At 70.9% G+C, this 19,771-nt stretch carries 17 protein-coding genes; 13 read left to right on the forward strand and 4 right to left on the reverse strand.

Annotated features, from left to right (window positions below; genetic code table 11):
- Nucleotides 1–5: 5 nt before the first annotated feature.
- Both oleC and ACT53Q_RS15120 read left to right on the forward strand, forming a co-directional pair.
- The gene (oleC, locus tag ACT53Q_RS15115) at nucleotides 6–1,664 is read left to right on the forward strand and encodes an olefin beta-lactone synthetase (RefSeq protein ID WP_476187477.1); all 1,659 of its coding nucleotides are present in this window, start codon (nucleotides 6–8) and stop codon (nucleotides 1,662–1,664) included.
- Nucleotides 1,661–2,032: a hypothetical protein gene (locus tag ACT53Q_RS15120; protein ID WP_476187478.1), complete on the forward strand. Its 372-nt coding sequence runs from the start codon at nucleotides 1,661–1,663 to the stop codon at nucleotides 2,030–2,032. Before oleC ends, ACT53Q_RS15120 begins: the two co-directional genes overlap by 4 nt.
- Before the next feature lie 71 nt (nucleotides 2,033–2,103).
- Here ACT53Q_RS15120 and ACT53Q_RS15125 read toward each other — a convergent pair whose 3' ends face one another.
- Both ACT53Q_RS15125 and ACT53Q_RS15130 read right to left on the reverse strand, forming a co-directional pair.
- Nucleotides 2,104–3,495: a trypsin-like serine peptidase gene (locus tag ACT53Q_RS15125; RefSeq protein ID WP_476187479.1), complete on the reverse strand. Its 1,392-nt coding sequence runs from the start codon at nucleotides 3,493–3,495 to the stop codon at nucleotides 2,104–2,106.
- Between the two features lie 242 nt (nucleotides 3,496–3,737).
- Complete coding sequence (locus ACT53Q_RS15130; protein ID WP_476187480.1) at nucleotides 3,738–4,487, reverse strand: DUF4197 domain-containing protein; 750 nt, start codon at nucleotides 4,485–4,487, stop codon at nucleotides 3,738–3,740.
- 104 nt (nucleotides 4,488–4,591) lie between these two features.
- Here ACT53Q_RS15130 and oleD point away from each other — a divergent pair, with 104 nt between their 5' ends.
- From oleD to ubiB, 3 genes are all read left to right on the forward strand, one after another.
- Nucleotides 4,592–5,581, forward strand: a complete 990-nt coding sequence (gene oleD, locus ACT53Q_RS15135) for a 2-alkyl-3-oxoalkanoate reductase (protein WP_476187481.1) — start codon at nucleotides 4,592–4,594, stop codon at nucleotides 5,579–5,581.
- A 314-nt stretch (nucleotides 5,582–5,895) separates the two neighbouring features.
- Nucleotides 5,896–6,585 carry a ubiquinone biosynthesis accessory factor UbiJ gene (locus ACT53Q_RS15140; RefSeq protein WP_476187482.1) on the forward strand — a complete coding sequence of 230 codons (690 nt, stop codon included), beginning with the start codon at nucleotides 5,896–5,898 and terminating at the stop codon, nucleotides 6,583–6,585.
- Nucleotides 6,582–8,240 (forward strand): ubiquinone biosynthesis regulatory protein kinase UbiB, encoded by a 1,659-nt coding sequence (ubiB, locus tag ACT53Q_RS15145; protein ID WP_476187483.1) that lies wholly within the window; start codon nucleotides 6,582–6,584, stop codon nucleotides 8,238–8,240. The genes ACT53Q_RS15140 and ubiB overlap by 4 nt, the downstream gene beginning before the upstream one ends.
- Nucleotides 8,241–8,890: 650 nt before the next feature.
- On the opposite strand, the gene ACT53Q_RS15150 is transcribed toward ubiB, so the two are convergent.
- Nucleotides 8,891–11,662, reverse strand: coding sequence for a M16 family metallopeptidase (locus ACT53Q_RS15150; RefSeq protein ID WP_476187484.1), 2,772 nt, complete (start codon nucleotides 11,660–11,662; stop codon nucleotides 8,891–8,893).
- A 61-nt stretch (nucleotides 11,663–11,723) separates the two neighbouring features.
- On the opposite strand from ACT53Q_RS15150, the gene ACT53Q_RS15155 reads away from it, so the two are divergent.
- Complete coding sequence (locus ACT53Q_RS15155; RefSeq protein WP_476187485.1) at nucleotides 11,724–12,488, forward strand: pseudouridine synthase; 765 nt, start codon at nucleotides 11,724–11,726, stop codon at nucleotides 12,486–12,488.
- 15 nt (nucleotides 12,489–12,503) lie between these two features.
- On the opposite strand, the gene ACT53Q_RS15160 is transcribed toward ACT53Q_RS15155, so the two are convergent.
- Complete coding sequence (locus tag ACT53Q_RS15160; RefSeq protein WP_476187486.1) at nucleotides 12,504–13,160, reverse strand: hypothetical protein; 657 nt, start codon at nucleotides 13,158–13,160, stop codon at nucleotides 12,504–12,506.
- A 228-nt stretch (nucleotides 13,161–13,388) separates the two neighbouring features.
- Between ACT53Q_RS15160 and arfB the strand changes: the two genes are divergently transcribed.
- From arfB to ACT53Q_RS15195, 7 genes are all read left to right on the forward strand, one after another.
- On the forward strand, nucleotides 13,389–13,814 hold the full coding sequence (gene arfB / locus ACT53Q_RS15165) for an alternative ribosome rescue aminoacyl-tRNA hydrolase ArfB (protein ID WP_476187487.1): 426 nt from the start codon (nucleotides 13,389–13,391) through the stop codon (nucleotides 13,812–13,814).
- Nucleotides 13,814–14,446 carry a lysophospholipid acyltransferase family protein gene (locus ACT53Q_RS15170; RefSeq protein ID WP_476187488.1) on the forward strand — a complete coding sequence of 211 codons (633 nt, stop codon included), beginning with the start codon at nucleotides 13,814–13,816 and terminating at the stop codon, nucleotides 14,444–14,446. Before arfB ends, ACT53Q_RS15170 begins: the two co-directional genes overlap by 1 nt.
- Nucleotides 14,447–14,680: 234 nt before the next feature.
- Nucleotides 14,681–15,430 carry a hypothetical protein gene (locus ACT53Q_RS15175; RefSeq protein ID WP_476187489.1) on the forward strand — a complete coding sequence of 250 codons (750 nt, stop codon included), beginning with the start codon at nucleotides 14,681–14,683 and terminating at the stop codon, nucleotides 15,428–15,430.
- A 96-nt stretch (nucleotides 15,431–15,526) separates the two neighbouring features.
- Nucleotides 15,527–17,200: an OmpA family protein gene (locus ACT53Q_RS15180; protein ID WP_476187490.1), complete on the forward strand. Its 1,674-nt coding sequence runs from the start codon at nucleotides 15,527–15,529 to the stop codon at nucleotides 17,198–17,200.
- Nucleotides 17,201–17,219: 19 nt separating this feature from the next.
- The gene (locus tag ACT53Q_RS15185; protein WP_476187491.1) at nucleotides 17,220–18,017 is read left to right on the forward strand and encodes an ABC transporter permease; all 798 of its coding nucleotides are present in this window, start codon (nucleotides 17,220–17,222) and stop codon (nucleotides 18,015–18,017) included.
- The gene (locus ACT53Q_RS15190) at nucleotides 18,014–18,853 is read left to right on the forward strand and encodes an ABC transporter ATP-binding protein (RefSeq protein ID WP_476187492.1); all 840 of its coding nucleotides are present in this window, start codon (nucleotides 18,014–18,016) and stop codon (nucleotides 18,851–18,853) included. The genes ACT53Q_RS15185 and ACT53Q_RS15190 overlap by 4 nt, the downstream gene beginning before the upstream one ends.
- Nucleotides 18,854–18,863: 10 nt before the next feature.
- A complete protein-coding gene (locus ACT53Q_RS15195) occupies nucleotides 18,864–19,760 on the forward strand; it encodes a hypothetical protein (protein WP_476187493.1) in 897 nt (298 codons plus the stop codon).
- Nucleotides 19,761–19,771 lie beyond the last annotated feature (11 nt).

Here is a 19,771-nt window from a genome sequence, read left to right on the forward strand (position 1 = left end):
CCGGGATGACGACCGCCGACGCCCCCGCCACGCCCTGCAACATCGCCGCCTGCCTGCCGCCGCTGGCCGCGGCGCGGCCCGACCAGGTCGCGATGCGCTGCCCCGGCCGCGACGGCGCGTACGGCATCGCCCTGACCTACGCCGACCTCGATCGCCGCAGCGACGCCATCGCCGCCGGGCTCGCGACGCGCGGCATCGTCCGCGGCACCCGCGCCGTGGTGATGGTGCGGCCCACGCCCGAGTTCTTCCTGCTGATGTTCGCGCTGTTCAAGGCCGGCGCGGTGCCGGTGCTGGTCGATCCGGGCATCGACCGCCGCGCGCTGCGGCAGTGCCTGGACGAAGCGAAGCCGGAGGCGTTCATCGGCATCCCGCTGGCGCAGGTCGCGCGCGTGCTGCTGCGCTGGGCGCGCGGCGCGAAGGTGCGCGTGACCACCGGCGCGCGCGCGATCCTCGCCGATGCCACGCTGGCCGACCTCGAACGCGCCGGCGCGGGCGCCGGGCCGCAGCTGGCCGACACCGCGCCCGACGACGTCGCCGCGATCCTGTTCACCAGCGGCTCCACCGGCATCCCCAAGGGCGTGGTCTACCGCCACCGCCATTTCGTCGGCCAGATCGCGATGATGGGCGAAGCCTTCGGCATCGCGCCGGGCGGCACCAACCTGCCGACGTTCCCGCCGTTCGCGCTGTTCGATCCCGCGCTCGGCACCACCTCGATCATCCCCGACATGGACCCGACGCGGCCGGCGCAGGCCGATCCGCGCAAGCTGCACGCGGCAATCAAGCGTTTCGGCGTGGACCAGTTGTTCGGCTCGCCGGCGCTGATGCGCGTGCTGGCCGACCACGGCCAGCCGCTGGCGGGCGTGAAGACGGTGATGTCGGCCGGCGCGCCGGTGCCGGCGGACGTGGTCGCGAAGATCCGTTCGCTGCTGCCGCCGGACGCGAACTTCTGGACGCCCTACGGCGCCACCGAATGCCTGCCGGTGGCGATCATCGAAGGCCGCGAACTGCTGACGCTGCGCGAGCGCACCGAACACGGCGCCGGCACCTGCGTCGGTCGCGCGGTGCCGCCGAACGTGGTGCGCCTCATCCGCGTCGACGATGCGGCGATCGAGCGCTGGTCTGACGATCTGGTGGTGCACGGCGGGCTGGTCGGCGAGATCACCGTCGCCGGTCCCACCGCCACCGACGAATATTTCGGCCGCGAGGCACAGACGCGGCTGGCGAAGATCCGCGAGACGCTGCCCGACGGCCGCGAGCGCATCGTCCACCGCATGGGCGACCTCGGTTATTTCGATGCCGACGGCCGGCTGTGGTTCTGCGGCCGCAAGACCCAGCGCGTGGTCACTGCCGACGACACCCTGTGCACCGAGCAGATCGAACCGGTGTTCAACGCGCATCCCGACGTGCGCCGCACCGCGCTGGTCGGCATCGGCACCTTCGGCTCGCAGCGCCCGGTGCTGTGCGTCGAACTGCGTGCGGGCGTCGCGGCGGGCGAATGGCCGCGCATCGAAGAGCAGTTGCGCCACCTCGGCGAAGGCTTCGTCCACACCGCGAAGGTGACGACGTTCCTGCACCACCCGAAGCCGTTCCCGGTCGACATCCGCCACAACGCCAAGATCGGGCGCGAGAAGCTGGCGGTGTGGGCGGCAGAGCGCGTGCGGTGAATCGCGACGACGCGCCGCTGCCGCCGTCGCGGGAAGACCTGTTCTGGGGTTGGTGTTTCGCTCTGCTGATGATCGCGTGCATGGCGGCCGGCATGTTCCTGGCGCTGGCATGGCTGCCGTTGGCGTGCGCTGCGGCGTGGCCTGACATGCTGCAGCGCGAGATCGTCGAGCTTGCAGGCATGCCGCTCGGCGGTCTTGCAGGCTTCCTGTTTGCCGCGATCATTTCGCGGTGGTTGCAGCGGCATCGCGTTCCGGTCGAGACGCGCCGACGTTGGCGTCGGCAATTCGACGTGACCATTGCGCAGACGGTGCCGGTGGCACGGCCGGTGATGCGTGCGTTGCATCGCCTGCTGTTCGTGCGCGATTGATCGATCATCGGAAAAGAACGGGCCCGGCATGCACCGGGCCCGTCGTGTCGCGATGGAGCGTGTGTGCCGGCTTACGGGCCGAAGTACGTCGAGATGCTGGAATACACGTCGGCGAAGCGCGAGTAGTAGTCCGGGTCGCTGGGCGCGGAGCAGAACGAATAGCCGCCGTAGAGGCCGCCGGTGAGCTGGTAGGTGCCGTCGGTGGCGACCTTGAACAGCGCCGAGCCCGACGAGCCGCCTTCGGTCACGCCGGAGTTCCACACCACCTGGTACAGCGGCGACTTGCGGTCGATGGTGGTGCTCAGGCCGGTCACGCTGCCGAGCGAATACATCTTCGCGTCGCCGGCGGGATGGTGGATGCCTTCGATCGCGGTGCCGGTGGCGCCGATGGCGGTGCTGGTCCAGCCGGCATAGTAGGCGCCGGCCGGCGGCGCGGTCTTGAGTTCCAGCAGCAGCGTGTCGCGCGTGGTGTTGGCGAAGCGCAGGTAGGCGCCGCCGGTCAGCGTGACCGCACCCGGGGCCTGGGTGGTGCCGCCGCAGGTGGTGGCCTTGTAGAACCAGTAGGTCTGCAGCGTGTTGGCGACCTTCTGCGTGCTGATGCAGTGCGCGGCGCTCCAGAACAGATGGCGCTTGGTCGCGTTGGTGTTGTTCAGCAGCGTGCCGGTGCACAGGTACGACGCGCCGCCCTTGGTGAACAGCATGCGCGCCACGGCCTTCTCGGCGTTGAGGAAGCCCGCGGTCGGGCTCACGCGGCAGACGATGTCGTTCTCGCAACTGCCGCTCTCGCCGATCTTCGCGACCGAGGCGATCGCGGCCTCGCTGGTGATCGGACTCATGTCGAGGTGCGAGACCTGCGGCATCGACAGCGCGAAGTTCTGCGGACGCAGGCCGCGCGCCAGCACCACTTCGACCGTGCTCTTGGCGCCCATCGTGACCGGCGACCAGCCGCCGTCGCTGCCGGTGAACTCGCGGCCGTTCATCTCGAACACGCGGCCGTCGTTGCCGCCGAAGCGGAAGGTCACGCCGGACGCATCGACGCGGCCGAGGGTCTTCAGCGACAGCGCGGTGCGCATCGCGACCGCATTGCCGGAGGCGACCTCGAACGACGTCGCGAGGCGGCCGTCGGACAGACGCTGCCAGCCCAGTTTCTGCAGGGCGATACGCGGGTTCGGCACGTCGCGCGCGAGGCCGATCTCGAACGGCTGGCCGTGCTTGACCTGATCCTGGCGGCGGCTCTTGAGCGAGCGCGCCTCGATCACCGACGGCGCGGACAGCGAGACCAGCGTGGGACCGCGCGTGGCGATCGCGAACTCGGCGCCGCCGAGCGCCTTGGCCGACGGTGCGGCGGCGACGGGCGCTTCTTTCATCTCGGTCGGTGCGGCGTGCGCGAGCGGTGCGGCGACGAGCGCGGCGATGAGCGCGAGGTGGAGCTTGCTGCGTACCATGGTGCTTCTCCTTGTCATGCATCGTTGGATGCCGGACGCCGTCGGGGCGGGCGATGCGGGGTCGCCGAGGCGGACGATGGCCGGCGTTGCGCGCAGGGAACGGGGCGCGTGGCCTGATCGTAGCGCCCCGCGGTCCCGGCGTGCGCGACGCGCCCGCATCCGGTGCAGACGGGTCGTGACCCTGCGGTGGCGTATCGAAAGGCGCTCAACGCGCGTGTCGCGCCATCCGCGACACGGCGACGAGGCGAGGCGGGCGTGGATCAGCGGAACACGCGCCGCAGCAGCTCGGTGGTGCGCGCGCCGGGGTTGTGGCGGATCTGCCGTTCCTGCTCGGCGATGACGTGGAACAGGCCGTCGATGGTCTTGCGGGTGACGTAGTCGTCGAGGTCGGCGCCGTTCATGCCCTGGTCGCCGAGCAGCGCGCCGGCCAGCGCGTTGCCGCCGGCCTTCTTCGAGAAATCCTTGTACTTCTGGGTCACGCCCACCGACGCGGTCTGCTTCTGCACGATCGGCAGGAACGCGGCGTAGAGTTTCTCCTCGCTGGTGCGACGGAAGAAATCGGTGGCCGAGGTGTCGCCGCCGCGCACCAGTCCGATCGCGTCCTGCAGCGTCATCTTCCGCACCGAGTCGGCGATGATGCCCGCCGCCAGCGGCACCGCCTTCTCCGCGGCGCGGTTCATCGACAGCTCGAACGCATCGACCTTCCTGCCGGCGCCGAGCTGGCGCGCGAGATCGGCGAGTTTGCGCAGCCGCTGCGGCACGAGGATCTTCACCGCTTCGTCGCGGAAGAAGCCGTCGGGGGTGCCGAGCTGGCGCACCGCGCGATCCACGCCCTGCGCCAGCGCCTCGCGGATGCCGTCGGCGGCGTCCTTCTCGCTGAGCCCGGCCGTGCTGCTGCCCGTGCTGCCACCGAGCAGGCGATCCTTGAGCTGCTGTTCCAGCGACTGCGCGCCCGCCGCGGTGGCGAAGACCAGGCAGGCGATGAGGACGGACAGGGATGAACGGCGCATGGCGGGCTCCTCGCGGGGGTCTGCGGCGCAGCATACGCCGGCGCCGCGTACCATGTGCGCCGTCATCGGACACGGCAACACGGGCACGGCATGAAGGTCACGGCATGAAGATCCTGGTCACGGGCGGCGGCGGTTTCCTCGGGCATGCGCTGTGCCGCGGGCTGGTCGAACGCGGGCACGAGGTCGCGAGCTACAACCGCGGCCATTACCCCGATCTCGATCCGCTGGGCGTGCGCCAGATCCGCGGTGACCTGGCCGATCGCGACGCGGTGATCGCCGCCTGCGCCGGCGTGGACGCGATCTTCCACAACGCGGCCAAGGCCGGCGCCTGGGGCAGCTACGACAGCTACCATCAGGCGAACGTGGTCGGCACCGACAACGTGCTGGCCGCCTGCCGCGCGCACGGCATCGGCCGGCTGGTCTACACCTCCACCCCCAGCGTGACCCATCGCGCGACGCATCCGGTCGAGGGCGGCACCGTCGACACCGTGCCCTACGGCGAGGGCTTCAAGGCGCCATATGCGACCACCAAGACCATCGCCGAGAAGGCCGTGCTCGCGGCGAACGACGCGGCCCTCGCGACCGTCGCGTTGCGGCCGCGGCTGATCTGGGGCCCGGGCGACCAGCAACTGGTGCCGCGGCTGGCCGATCGCGCGCGCGCCGGCCGGCTGCGTTTCGTCGGTGGCGGCCACAACCGCATCGACACCACCTACATCGACAACGCCGCGCAGGCGCATTTCGACGCCTTCGACCATCTCGCGCCGGGCGCGGCCTGCGCCGGCAAGGCCTACTTCATCAGCAACGGCGAACCGAAGCCGGTGCGCGAGATCGTCAACGCGCTGCTGCGCGCGGTCGGTGCGCCGGAGGTCGACAAGTCGCTGCCGTTCGGCGCCGCCTACGCCATCGGTGCGGTCTGCGAGGGCCTGTGGACCGTGCTGCCGCTGAAGGGCGAGCCGCCGCTGACGCGCTTCCTCGCCGAACAGCTGAGCACGACGCACTGGTATTCGATGGCGCCCGCGACCCGCGATTTCGGCTACGTGCCGAAGGTGACGATCGAAGAGGGGCTGGCGCGGCTGGCCGCGGCGTCGCGCTGACGCGCCTCGCCCCCGCTCCCCAACCCCTCTCCCGCGAGGGGAGAGGGGCTCGACGCGCGACGTGAATGCGGCGAAGCGAGCGCGCGCGCAGTCGGCGTCGTTTCATCCTCGCGGCTACTGCTGCCGCCGCTGCCGCGGCCGCAGGCTGTTCACCTCTCCCGCCCGCGGGAGAGGTCGCCGCGCCGCGCGCGGCGGGTGAGGGACGCGCCGAAGGTGCGCGTGCCGTCGCGGTCCTCGTTCACGATGCGCACGGGCCGCGCCCTGGCGCCCATGCGGAACGCCCGGCGACCGTGCCGGTAGCGCCCCCGGCTAGAATGCCCGGCATGACCGCCTCCCCCCTCGACTGGAAGCCGCTGGCCGGCCGCGCGCTGGAATCGGCGCTCAACCGCGCCGTCGCCCTCGATCCCGACACCCGCGAGGCGCTGCCACCGCTGGATGGGCGCAGCGTGGTGCTGGCGCTGGCCGGCCGCGACGGCTCCGACGCGCCGCCGCTGGCGCTGCGCCTGACCGTCGACGGCGACCGCCTGCGCGTCGGCCCGGCCGATCCCGCGGCTTCGCCCGACCTCGCCGTGCGCACCACGCTCGGCGGCGCGCTGTCGTTCGGCCTGCGCAACGTGCTGCCGCGGCTGCTGGGCACCGCGGGCGACGACGCCGACGCGCTGCCGGTGGGCCGCATGCGCATCGAGGGCGACGCCGAACTCGCACGCCGCCTGCAGCGCCTGGCCGAGCGCTTCGATCCCGACTGGCAGAAGCCCTTCGCCGACGTCTTCGGCGACGTGCTCGGCGTGCAGATCGCCAACGGCGTCGCCGCCGCGCTGCGTGGTGCCCGCGATGGCGGCAAGCGTTTCGCCGGCGCCGCCGCCGAATACGTGACCGAGGAATCACGCGACGTGGTGCCGCGCGCGGAACTCGACGCCTTCCTCGACGACGTCGACGCGCTGCGCGACGACGCGGCGCGGCTCGCGGCGCGCGTGTCGCGGCTGCAGAAGCGGATGGCGTCATGAGCGCCGTCCTGCGCGCCGCGCGCATCGGCCGGGTGCTGATCCGCTACCGCCTCGACGACCTGCTCGACGACACGCCGGCCGAGCGTTGGCTCAAGCTCGCGCGCCCGTTCGTGCCGCGCGCGTCGGCCGAGGTCGCGGCGATGTCGCGCGGCGCGCGCCTGCGCCTCGCGTTGCAGGAATTGGGCCCGATCTTCGTCAAGTTCGGCCAGATCCTCTCCACCCGTCGCGACCTGATGCCGCCGGACATCGCGGTCGAACTCGCGCTGCTGCAGGATCGCGTCGCGCCGTTCGACGGCGAGACCGCGCGGCGCATCGTCGAGGCCGCGCTGGGCCAGGACATCCGCGAGGCGTTCGAGCATTTCGACACCGTGCCGCTCGCATCCGCATCGATCGCGCAGGTGCACGCTGCGCGCCTGCCCGGCGGGCGCGAGGTCGTGGTGAAGGTGTTGCGCCCCGACATCGAGAAGCAGATCGACGGCGACATCGCGCTGCTGTCGAGCGTGGCGGCGCTGGTCGAACGCGCGCATCCGCGCGCCGAGAAAATCCGGCCGCGCGAAGTGGTGCGCGAGATCGAGACGACGCTCGCCGCCGAACTCGACCTCCAGCGCGAAGGCGCGAACGCGTCGGTGATCCGCCGCTTCTGGAAGGATTCGCCGGATCTCTACGTGCCGGAGGTGATCTGGAGCCACACCGCCGAGCGCGTGCTGACGCTCGAACGCGTGTACGGCATCCCCAGCGACGATGTCGCTGCGCTGGATGCCGCCGGCATCGACCGCAAGGCGCTGGCGGCGAAGGGCGTGCGCGTGTTCTACACGCAGGTGTTCCGCGACAACTTCTTCCACGCCGACGCACACGCCGGCAACATCTGGGTCGACGTCGATCCCGCGCGCAAGGCGAATCCGCGCTTCATCGCGATCGACTTCGGCATCGTCGGCCAGCTCTCCAGCGAGGACCAGTACTACCTCGCCGAGAACTTCATGGCGATCTTCAATCGTGACTACCGACGCATCGCCGAACTGCACGTGCAGGCCGGCTGGATGCCCGCGACCACGCGCATCGACGAACTCGAAGCTGCGGCCCGCGCGGTGTGTGAGCCGTACTTCACCCGGCCGCTGTCGGAAATCTCGCTGGCCGAGGTGCTGGTGAAGCTGTTCCGCACCGCGCAGCGCTACGAACTGACGCTGCAGCCGCAGCTGATCCTGTTGCAGAAGACGCTGCTGAACATCGAGGGCGTCGGTCGCCAGCTCGATCCGGAACTCGATATCTGGGCCGTCGCCAAGCCGGTGCTGGAGAAGATCCTCGTCGAGCGCTACAGCCCGGCGCGGCTGGCCGGCGAATTCCGCAAGCGCCTGCCCGAACTGGTGACGCGCGCGCCGGACATGCCGCAGCTGCTGCACGCGTGGCTGACGCAGCAGACCACCGGCCAGCACGAACTGGCGATGCGCTCGCGCGACCTCGCGGAACTGGCGTCGACCGTGAACGCGATGCAGCGACGGATCGTCTCCGCGATCCTCGGCACCGGCCTGCTCATCGTGGCCGCGGTGCTGTACGCGCTGGAAGCGGGCGGCCCGCGCGTGCTCGGCGTGCCCGCCGCGGCGTGGATCGCCGGCCTCGGCGGCCTGTGGGCGCTGATCGCGGCGTGGCCGCGGCGCTGACGGTCGGGTGCGTCGCGTAGGGCGGGCCCCAAGCCTGCGTTACCCCCGGAAATTTTCGCGGAAGCCTCGGGTATTCATGTCCGGATGGCATCCATCATGCCCGTTCTGGTTTTGACTTTCCGGGGCCTCTGGTCGCGACGGGCTTCGCGGATCAGGCCCGCAGGGCGCGCGGCAGGAGGCCGCGCGTTTTTCGACCAGCACAGGGATGTGCTGTCGAAAAACCCCGCGAAGCCCGTGCACCCGGCGCAACGCGCCGGGCGCGACCGACGGGGTGTGCTTTCTTTGGGTCACCCTTTCTTTTGCACAAGCAAAGAAAGGTGACTCGCTCGCGGCAGCGAGCGAAACAAGAGAACAACGGCAGAGCCTTCAAAGCGGGATCCCGGCGTCCGCCGGGATGACGGGGAATGGTGTTGCGGGATAAAGCAGGTCCCTCGCCTTCTGCTCGGGATGACACAAAATGGGGCGAACTTGCCTAACCCGATGATATGCCGGGGAAAAAAGTGGGGATACCTCAGGCCCTGGCCCACCTCGCGACCGTTCTGCTTGCGGTGCCGATCATCGGCGCACGATGTCGACCATCGCACGTCGCAATCGGAGGAGTCGCAATGGCGGGCCAAGGCCCGCCCTACGGGAGCCGGTTTGCGTACGTGTTACTTCTTCGCCGCCTTCGCGAAATCGCCCGCGGCGTACACGCTCAGCGTCGACGGATCGATGCGGCGACGCAGGACCTCGTTGACGCTGGCCACCGTCAGCGCCGCGAGCTTGGCGTCGGCGGCGTCCCACCAGGCCATCGTGCGGCCGAGGTAGAGGTTGGTCGCGAGCGTGCCGGCCATGACGCCGTCGTCGCCGCGCCACTGTTCGCGCTCGGTGCGCATTGCCTGCACCGCATCGTGCAGTTCCTGTTCGGTCACGCCGTCCTTCACGAGTCGCGCCAGTTCCTCGCGCACGCCGGCTTCGACGCGGTCCATGTTCTCGGGCGCGGCGATCGCCTGCACGCTGATCTGGCCCGCGTTCTCGCCGCGTTCCACGCCGAAGCCGATGTCGCTGCCGACGCCGTAACTCAGGCCTTCCTTCTGGCGCAGGCGTTCGGCCAGGCGCGCCTTCAGCGGGTCGCCGCCGAGGATCTTGTTCGCGATCACCAGCGCCGCATAGTCCGGGTCGTCCTGGTTCAGCGCGAGGTTGAGCCGCGCGAGGAACACCGCGTTGGCCTTGTCCGGCGTTTCCAGGCGCTGGCGCTCGGCGGCGACGGCGTGGTCGGTCTCGATCGTCGCCTTGTACGGCTTCGCGCTGCGCCAGTCGGCGAACAGCGTGCGCAGCTGCGCCTTGACCGCGGCCGGATCGAAATCGCCGATGATCGCGATCTCGCCGGTCGCGGTGCCGTAGAACGCGCGGTGGAAGGCGACGACGTCCTCGCGCTTGAGCGCACGCAGGTCGGCGAGGGTCTGGTCCAGCGAGCGGAAGGCGAACGGGTGGCCCGCCGGCCACGGGTCGAAATGCTTCGACAGCGCCTGGCCGGCGACGCTGCCCGGCTCCTGCCGTGCGGCTTCCAGGCCGGTGAGGAACTGCAGGCGCCGCTGCTCGAACTCCGAGGCCGGGTAGGCCGGATGGCGCAGGATGTCCGCGGACAGCGCCAGCGCCTCGGCCAGCGTCTCGCGCCGCGTGTCGAGCGTGATCGAGGCCGACTGCGCGCTGCCGCCGACACCGCCCTCGGTCTTCAGCGCCTCGAACTTCTTCGCGATCTCCTCGCGGCTCATCGTCTCGCTGCCGCTCATCAGCAGGTTGCCGGCGAAGCTCGCGGCCATCGGCGGCACGCCGCGCAGCGCGTCGACGTCGCCGAAGCGGAAGGTGGCGCTGACGCGGACCTTGTCGCCGCGGGTGTCCTTCGGCAGCAGCGAGACCTTCAGCCCGTCGCCGATGGTGAACGACTCGGTGCGCTTGTCGAAGTTGGCGCTGGAGGTGTCGAAGCGCTCGCCGGCGGCCTCGGCGACCTTGCCGGTGTAGCCGCGCAGGACGTCGGCGGCCGGCGGCGCGGCCGCGATCTCGGCGCGGTCCGGCGCGGCGGTGGGCTCGAAGCGGCCCAGCGTGCGGTTGCTCGGCTTGAAGTACTGGCGTGCCACGCGGTTGACGTCGTCCACGGTGACCGCGGCGATGCGGTCGCGCTGCAGGAAGTGCAGGCGCCAGTCGCCGTTGGCGACGCTGTCGGTCAACGCCATCGCCATCTGGTTCGCGTCGGTGGCGACGTTGTCGTAGGCGTTGGCCATGCGCCGCTTGGCGTCGGCGACTTCCGCTTCGGTGACCGGGCGTTGCGCGATGGCCTCGACCTCGCGCAGCAGCGTGTCCTGCGCCTTCGCGAGGTCGCCGTCCTTCGGCACGATCGCGAGCGCGGTCACCAGGCTGCCGTCGCGCTGGCCCTGGTCGAAGGCGCCGGCGTTCGCCGCGAGCTTGGTCTCGACCAGCGCCTTGTGCAGGCGGCCTGCCGGGGTGTCGCCGAGGATGTTCGACAGCACTTCCAGCGCCGCGCTGTCCGGGTGGGTGGCGCCCACGCCGTGGTAGGCCGCCACCACCGCCTGCAGGTCGCCGGTCCGGCGCACCGTGACCATGCGTTCGCCGTCCTGCGTCGGTTCCACCGTGTAGGCGAGCTGCAGCGGCGTCTTCGGGCGCGGGATCGCGCCGAAGGTCGTCTGGATCTTCGCCAGCGTGGCCGGCGCGTCGATGCGGCCGGAGACGATCAGGGTCGCGTTGTCCGGCCGGTACCAGGCGCGGTAGAAGGCTTGCAGGCGCTCGATCGGCACGCGTTCGACGTCGGAGCGCGCGCCGATGGTGTCGTGCCCGTAGTTGTGCCACAGGTACGCGGTGGAGCGCACACGTTCGAGGGTGACGCCGATCGGGTTGTTCTCGCCGGCTTCCATCTCGTTGCGGACCACGGTCATCTCGCTGTCGAGGTCCTTCTTCGCGATGAAGGAATGGACCATGCGGTCCGCCTCCATGCCCAGCAGCCAGTCGAGGGTGCCGGTGTCGGCGGGGAAGGTGCCGTAGTAGTTGGTGCGGTCCAGCCAGGTGGTCGCGTTCTTCTGGACGCCGCGCTTCGTCAGTTCGCCGGGGATGTCGGTGTGGTTCGGCGTGCCCTTGAACATCAGGTGTTCGAGCAGGTGGGCCATGCCGGTCTCGCCGTAGTTCTCGTCGACCGAGCCCACGCGGTAGACGACGTTCACGGTGATCTTCGGCGTGCTCGCGTCCGGATACAGCAGCACCCGCAGGCCGTTGGCGAGGCCGTATTCGCACAGGCCCTCGACGCAGGGGCCGGCGGTCACGCCCTTGGGCAGCGGCACGCCGTCGGCGGCGAAGGCAGCGGGGACCACCAGCGCCAGTGCGCAGGCGAGGGACAGGGCACGGAGCGGGCGGCGCAGCGCGAAGGCGGGCATGGACGGTCCTCGGAGGATGGATCGGAGACAATGCAGTCTGAACCCTCCGCAGACCGTCGGCATGTCCGAAAAGTTTGACGTTCCCCGCGATGATGCCGATCCGAGCCCGTCGCCTGCCCCGGTGCCCGTGCCGGTGCTGTACCGCGACGACCGCCTGGCCGTGGTCGACAAGCCCGCCGGCCTGATGGCGCACGACAGCGCGCTGGCGCGTGGCGAGACCGACTTCCTCGCCGATCGGCTGCGCGAGCAGTTCGGCCGGCCGGTGTTCCTCGTGCATCGCCTCGATCGCGCCACCAGCGGCTGCCTGCTGCTCGCGTTCGACCGCGACACCGCGTCGGCGCTGGGCAAGACGCTGATGTCGCGCGAGGTCGAGAAGGCGTATCTCGCGGTCTGCCGCGGCTGGCCCGCGGAGGCGGCGTTCGTCGTCGACCATCCGCTGGACGGCGGCCCGGGCAAGCCGGAGAAGAAACCGGCGATCACGCGGTTCGAGCGCCTCGCGACCTGCGAACTGGCGCTGCCGTCGGCGGGGTTCCCGACCTCGCGCTACGCGCTGCTGCGCGCGTGGCCGGAGACCGGCCGCTTCCGCCAGATCCGCCGCCACCTCAAGCACCTGTCGCACCATCTCATCGGCGACACCAGCCACGGCGACGGCCGCCACAACCGCCAGTTCCGCATGCTCGGCATCCACCGCATGCTGCTGCACGCGGAACGGCTGTCGTTCGCGCATCCGCACGACGGCGGCACCGTCGTGGCGACGGCGTCGCCGGACGCGGAATTCGCGAAGGCGCTGGCGTTGTTCGGCGAGGCCGGCGTCGCGCCGGGCTGAGCGCGATGCGGTGGATCAGCGACCGCGGCGCGACAGGTTGTTGTCGACGCCCTGCTTCAGGTCGCGCAGCATCGGCAGCAGCAGGTCTTCGAGGTGCTGCATCGACTGCGCGGCGTCGCGGGTGCCGCCCAGCAACTGGTTCTCGATCTGGCCGTTGTCGCCGTAGGGCGAGCGGTAGCGCTCGCTGGACGCATCGGGGTTGGAGCGGCCGAAGTTGGCGGTGTACATGTCGCGGGTGACCGGGCTGAGCTGGCTCCAGTAGCGCTGCACCAGCTGGTCGGCGTCGCCGCGGTAGCGTGCGGCGGCGGCGCTGTCGGTCGCGGCGTTGCCGCTGGTGCGGCTGCCGTCCATCTGGCCCTGCACGAGGGAGAGCAGCGCCTGGACTTCCTGCGACGCGCGTTCCGGCGAGCTGCCGCTGCCCATGTCGCCGCCGAAGCCGCCGGTGAGGCTGGCGCCGCCGGTGTTCGGCAGCGTGGGCACGGCGCGGCCGGGGGCGGACATCGCCGGGGCGTTCCAGCCGTTGCCGCCGCCGACCAGCGCCGGGTCGCCGCCGACGAAGGCCGAATCGCTGCCGCCGCCGACCGCGGCGCGATCCCCGGCCAGGGCGTCCGGGACCGGAACGGCCATCAGGCAGGCGAGGAGGGCGAGGGACAGCGACGCGCGACGGGACATGACCGGACTCTCCATTCGGGACAGGCGTTCGACAGGCCACCCGCGCCGATGCGGGTGTGAGGGGCCATCTTCCGGCAGCCTTCGTGACCGGTCAATCGCGCCGCGCGGCCCCCCGGGACCGCGGTGGCAGGTCCGCTGCCGAGCGGTACGCTCGCTACGGGCGCGCGCTCTACGGGCGTGCTCGCTAGGGGCGTGCTCGCTAGGGGCGTGCTCGTTAGAATCGCCCGCATGACGACCGCCGAGACGGACATCGCCATCGCCATCCCCGAGGCCGAGCTGGTCGAGCGCTTCGTGCGCGCCTCCGGCCCGGGCGGGCAGAACGTCAACAAGGTCGCGACCGCGGTCGAACTGCGCTTCGACGTGGCCGGTTCGCCGACCCTGCCCGAGGCCGTGCGCGCGCGGCTGCTGGCCCGCCGCGACCGCCGCGTGACCGCCGAGGGCGTGCTGGTGATCAACGCCCAGCGCTTCCGCACCCAGGAGCGCAACCGCCAGGACGCCCGCGAGCGGCTGGCCGCGTTCGTGGCCACCGGCCTGCGCGCACCGACCCCGCGGGTCGCGACCAAGCCCTCGCGCGCGGCCAAGCAGCGCCGGCTCGACACCAAGCACCAGCGCGGGGGGATCAAGCGCGAGCGCAGCCGCAAGGACTGGGACTGATGGCCGTGCCCGCGCCCGAGGCCGCCGACCCCGCGCAACGCAGCCCGTCGCTGCTGATCCCGCTGCCGCTGTCGGTGCCGCGCACCGGCTCCGGCCGCTTCGCCCGATGGTGCGCGCGCACGCTGCTGCGCTTGGGCGGCTGGCGCGTGGTCGGGGCCTTTCCCGACGTGCCCAAGGCGGTGCTGATCGGCGCCCCGCATTCGTCCAACTGGGACGGCGTGTGGGGCTTCGCCGCGAAGATCGCGCTGGGGCTGGACATGCGCGTCTTCGCCAAGCACCAGTTGTTCCGCTGGCCGTTCGGCCCGCTGCTGCACCGGCTGGGCGTGATCCCGGTGAACCGCGGCGACGCCCGCGGGCTGGTCGAGCAGATGCAGGAACGGTTCCGGCAGGAAGAGCGCTTCTGGCTCGGCATCGCGCCGGAAGGCACCCGCAAGCGCGTGGAGCGCTGGAAGCCGGGGTTCTGGAAGATCGCCAAGGCCGCGGGCGTGCCGGTGGTGCCGGCGTATTTCCATTACCCGGAGAAGATCATCGGCGTCGGCGAGCCGTTCTTCCTCGGCGACGACATGGACGCCGACATCGCCCGCATCCGCGCCTGGTACGCGCCGTGGCGGGGCAAGCACCACGACGTCTGACGGGGGCGCTGGACGCCGCACGTCACCTGCGTCTTTCCCATCGCGAGTTCGCTGCACGCCCGCCGGATCAGGCGCTTGCGCGCCCGCTTCGTCGCGCAGCCGTTCGTGGCCGCGTCGGCCGGCGAGCGCCTGCCGGGATCGCCCGTCGTTCCCCGCGCGACTGGAATTGTGTCCGGCTTCCCTTATTCTTGATCCTGTACGGGTGATGTTCGTGCCCACTCCCCCGGGGACCCCATGGCGACACTGAAACGCATCCTGGAAGCGGCGCGGCTGATCGAGCCCGCGGCGCCGCCCGCCGCCGCGCCCGCCGAAGACGCCGACATCGACGCCATCATCCGTCGCGCCGCCGAGGCCGAAACCCGCGGCAGCCGCGCGCCGGCCCCGTCCGCGAAGGCGCCGCCGCCGGTGCCGACCGGAGCGGCGGACGGCGAGGCGGCCTCTCCGCCGGCCGAACAGGCTGCCGGATTGCCCGGCATCGAGGAAGGCCTGTCGTTCGCCGACATCTACGCCCGCCAGGGCCTGGCCGAGGCGGCGTTCCCGATCGAACGCCTGCAGAAGCTGGTCGAGGGCCTGCGCACGCTGGACCCGACCACCCGCCGGGCCGCGATCACCGCGATGGACGTCGCCGACGAGACCTGGTCGATGGAGCAGGTGCTGGCCGACGCCGACGCCAAGGTCGCCGCGCTGCGCGGCCACCAGCGCCACCTGCAGGGCGGCGCCGAGGCGCTGGTGCAGCACAACGGCGAGCGCATCGCCGCGCTGGAAGCCAGCCGCGACACCCGCGTCGCCGACCTGCGCCGGCAGATCGCCGCGCTGGAGGCGCAGGTGCAGGACGCGATCGGCGCTGCCGCCGCGGACGTCGCCCGGCTGCATTCCGAATCCGAATCGAACAAGGCCGCCCTGCAGCGCGAGACCCAGCGCCTCGACGCCCAGATCGCCGCGATCGCCGATCTCGCCGCCCAGTTCCGGGCCCCGGCGCAGTGACCCGGCGACGCCCCGTTTTCCGTTCTTCCTCTTCCGCATGCGCAGCGATCGGCACCGGTCGCGCGCGGCGCATCCCCCTCGCGTAAGGAGCCTGCCATGGCCGTCAAACTCACCCCGTTCGCCAAACTGCTGATCGGCGCCATCGTCGTCGTCGGCAGCGGCTCGGTGCTGTGGAACCTCTACAAGAACCACAAGGCCGAAGGCGGCGACGACACCACCGCCGCGACCGCGTCGAAGGACGGCGGCAAGACCGCGTCCGCTGGCGCCTACACCGGCTCGGGCGACGGCCCGCTCGGGTCGTCCGGCCATCCGCTGAAGGTCAGCATCGTCAGCTTCCACGGCTACGCGCCGGCGCTGGTCGCCAACGGCAACAGCCTGACCACCAAGTCCGGCTCGCTGTTCGATCGCGAAGGCCTGAACGTCGAGTTCGTGATCCAGGACGACATCCCGGCGATCGCGACGGTGTTCGAATCCGGCGCCGCGCAATGCGTGTGGCGCACCTCCGACTTCTGGGCGCAGGAGCAGCCGAACCTGCGCAACAGCGGCCACGACGGCCGCGCGGTGATGATCGTCGACAACACCCGTGGCGCCGACGCGATCATCGCGAAGGACCCGGCGATCCGCACCGTCGAGGACCTCGCCGGCAAGAAGGTCGCGCTGCTGCAGTTCACGCCGTCGCACGGCATGACCATCGACGCGATCGACAACTCGTCGCTGTCGGCGCGCAGGAAGCAGAGCATCGAGTACGTCTTCATCAACGCCGAGGACGGCCTCGCCGGCGTGCGCGCCGCGCTGGAGTCGGGCAACGTCGACGCCGCCGTGCTGTGGGACCCGGACCTGTCGCTCGCGCTGCGTGCGACCAAGGGCCATGTCGTGTATTCGACGAAGACCGCGTCGAACCTGATCTTCGACGTCATCGTCTGCGACAAGCGCGTGCTCGACGACGCGCAGGGCGCGGCCGCGGTGCAGAAGTTCGTCAACGGCTGGATGAAGGGCGTCGACGCCGCGCGCGCCAATCCCGACGGCGCGGTCGATGCGCTGGTCGGTACCGAGGAGTTCTTCACCCTGCTGGCGAAGGACGAAGGCAAGCCGTTCGTGAAGGGCCTGTTCGACAACCTGCTGTGGACCGGCGTGGGCGACAACGCGCGCATCCTCGGTCTGGCCGGCGGCACCAACCACTACGCCCGCGTCTACCAGCGCTTCGACCAGATCTACCGCGCAGCCGGCGCGCTGGCGAACCCGAAGTCGCCGGTGATCAACCCGTCCGACAGCTTCGACACCCGCTTCATCGAGACGCTGTACAAGGCCAGCACGCAGGCGCAGGCCGAGGCGCAGAAGACCGAGACCTTCACCGCGCAGGCCCGGGAGCAGGCGGTGCAGGCCGCGCCGGCGGAAGTGACCAAGCCGGTCGTGGTGAACTTCAACAGCGGCCAGGCCGCGCTGACCAAGCGCGCCGAGAAGACCATCGACACCGACATGGTGCCGTTCATCGAGAACAACGGCAGCGCCTACTTCGAGATCAGCGGCAACACCGACAGCACCGGCAACGCGGCGGCCAACAACCGCCTGTCGCTGTCGCGTGCGCAGGCGGTGGTCGACTACCTGGTGCAGCAGTGGGAGTTCCCGCGCGAGCGCTTCAAGATCGTCGGCAACGGCTCCGAGCGCCCGCTGTGCAACGAAAGCGCGCCGGAAGCCGAAGGCCTGAACCTCGACGCCTGCCGCGAAGCCAACCGCTCCACCCGCATCGCCGTGTTCGGCGCGCGCCAGTGACCCGGGAACGCCCGTCGGCATGAACAACGCCTGGAATCCCTACGCGTCGCTCCCCGGCACGCAGCGGCAGCGGCTCGGCGTCATCGGCGTCGCGGTCGTGCTGCTGGCGTGGGCGGGCCTGAGCGCCAGCGGCTGGATCAGCCCGAACAAGCTGCCCGCGCCGTGGGCCGTGGCGAAGGCGTTCGGCTATCTCGCCTGGCACGACGGCAAGAGCCTGCTGCTCGACGCCACGCTGTGGTCGGTCGGCCGCGTGGCCGCCGCCGGCGTGCTGGTGGTGCTGCTGGGCGTGCCGCTGGGCATCCTGATGGGCGCCTCGGCGAAGCTCAACGCCGTGCTGTCGCCGCTGATCGACCCGTTCCGCTCGGCGCCGGTGGTGGCACTGCTGCCGATCCTGGTGATGTGGCTGGGCATCGGCGAGACGATGAAGGTCGCGTTCCTGTTCCTCGGCGCCGTGGTCTACCTCGTGCCGATGGTGCGCGACGCCGTGCAGGCGGTGCCGCAGAGCTACTGGATCGGTGCCCGCGATCTCGGCGCCACGCCGTGGGAATGCATCCGCCACGCGGTGGTGCCGATCGCGATGCCGCGCATCGCCGACGCGATCATCGTCAGCGTGTCGGTGATGTGGACCTACATCACCGTCGCCGAATACGTGAACGCCAAGGTCGGCCTCGGCCAGCTGATCCAGAACGCGCGCCGCTTCAGCGCGATGGACCAGGTGTTCGCCGGCATCTTCGTGATCATCGCGCTGGCGCTGGTGACCTACCAGGTGATGCGCACCGCCAAGCGCCGCCTGTACCCGTGGGAGACCCAGGCATGACCGGCAACGCCGACGCCGCACCGGCCGTGATCTCGCTGGAGCGGATCGTCCAGGAATTCCAGCGCCCCGAAGGCGGCGTGAACCGCGTCATCGACGACCTCGACCTGCGCCTCACCGGTCCCAGCATCAACATGCTGCTGGGCCCGTCCGGCTGCGGCAAGAGCACGCTGCTCTACATGATGGGCGGCGTGCGCCCGCACAACCTGGTGATGCCCACCAGTGGCACGGTGAACATCGACGGTACGCCCTGCGCCGATGCGCACGACGACGCGGTGATGGTGTTCCAGCGCTACGCCAATCGTCCCGACCTCACGGTGTACGACAACGTCGCCTTCCCGTTCCGGCTCAAGCTGTGGCGCGATCGCGTGCCCGCGGCCGAGCGCGACGGGCTGGTGATGCACATGCTGGAATCCGTGGGCCTCGCCGACAAGGCGAAGCTGCACCCCAGCCAGCTCTCCGGCGGCCAGAACCAGCGCATCGCGCTGGCCCGCGCGCTGATGCTCAAGCCGCGCATCCTGCTGATGGACGAGCCGTTCGGCGCGCTCGACGCGCAGACCCGCGAGGAGATGCAGAAGCTGCTGGTGAAGCTCTACCAGGAGCATCCCTGCCTCATCGTGTTCGTCACCCACGACGTCACCGAGGCGCTGCTGCTGGGCGATCGCGTCGTCGTGCTGTCGACGCAGCCGGCGCGCATCGCCGACGATTTCGAGATCGCCGCGCCCAAGCCGCGCGACAGCGGCTGGCTGCGCATGCCCGAGGCCGCCGCGCTGGAGCAGCGCATCCTCAGCCGCCTGCACCAGGCCGCCGGCAAGGGCAACATGCGGGTGACGATCTGAGCGCCTGCCGATGAATGCGTCGCCCAAGCCCGTCAGCTACCTGCGCGCCTGGCTGACCAGCCAGACCAACCTCACCGCCGTGCTCGGCGGCGGGCTGGCCGCGGCCGTGGCCTCGATCCCCGCCGGGGTCGCCGGCGCGCTCGGCGCGCTGGTGGTGCTGGGCGCGGCGCAGGTGCTGGCGGCGCTGGTGGTGCCGGATTTGCCGTCGTTCCGCAGCCGCATCGATCGCCAGTCGCGCCGCGGCGCCGTCGACCAGCGCCGCAGCCAGCTGCAGCAGGAACTGTTCCAGGTCTACGGCGGCATGGAGCGGGTGATGGGCATGGCGATGTGGCAGAAATACCGCGTCATCGTCGAACGCTCGGAAGTGCTGTACCGCATCGCCGGCGAGGCCTCCAGCCAGCTGTCCTACGATGACGCCGAGCGCGTCGACAAGGCGTCGGTCGACTACCTCGCGCTGTGGCTGGCGCAGGTGACGATCCAGGAGCGCCTGCGCAGCGGCGAGGAAGCCACGCTCGACCGCCGCCTGCGCGAGGCCGACCGCTCGCTCGCGGAGGTCGAGGAAGACGACCCGCGCCATCGCCTGCTGAAGATGGCCCGCGACGACTATGCCGCGGTCAAGCTGCGCCACGACCGCCTGGTCGCACGCCGCATGTCGATCGACGCCGCGCTGGTGTCGCTGCCCGACCAGGTGGAGGAGATTTACCAGATGGTCGTCGCCAGCCCGTATTCCAGCGTCCTCGGTTCCAAGCTCGGCGAGTCGTTGTCGCGGCTGCAGCTGGAAGAGGACATCGAGATGGAGCTGTCGCAGAACGATCTGGACAGCCACTACTTCAAGAACCACGCCGTGTCCGCCGCGCAGCAGGCCCAGGCGAAAGCCGCGGGGCAGCCCGATGGCGGCGCGCGCTGACCGGACCCTTT

This window comes from Lysobacter sp. DMC97, assembly GCF_056313745.1.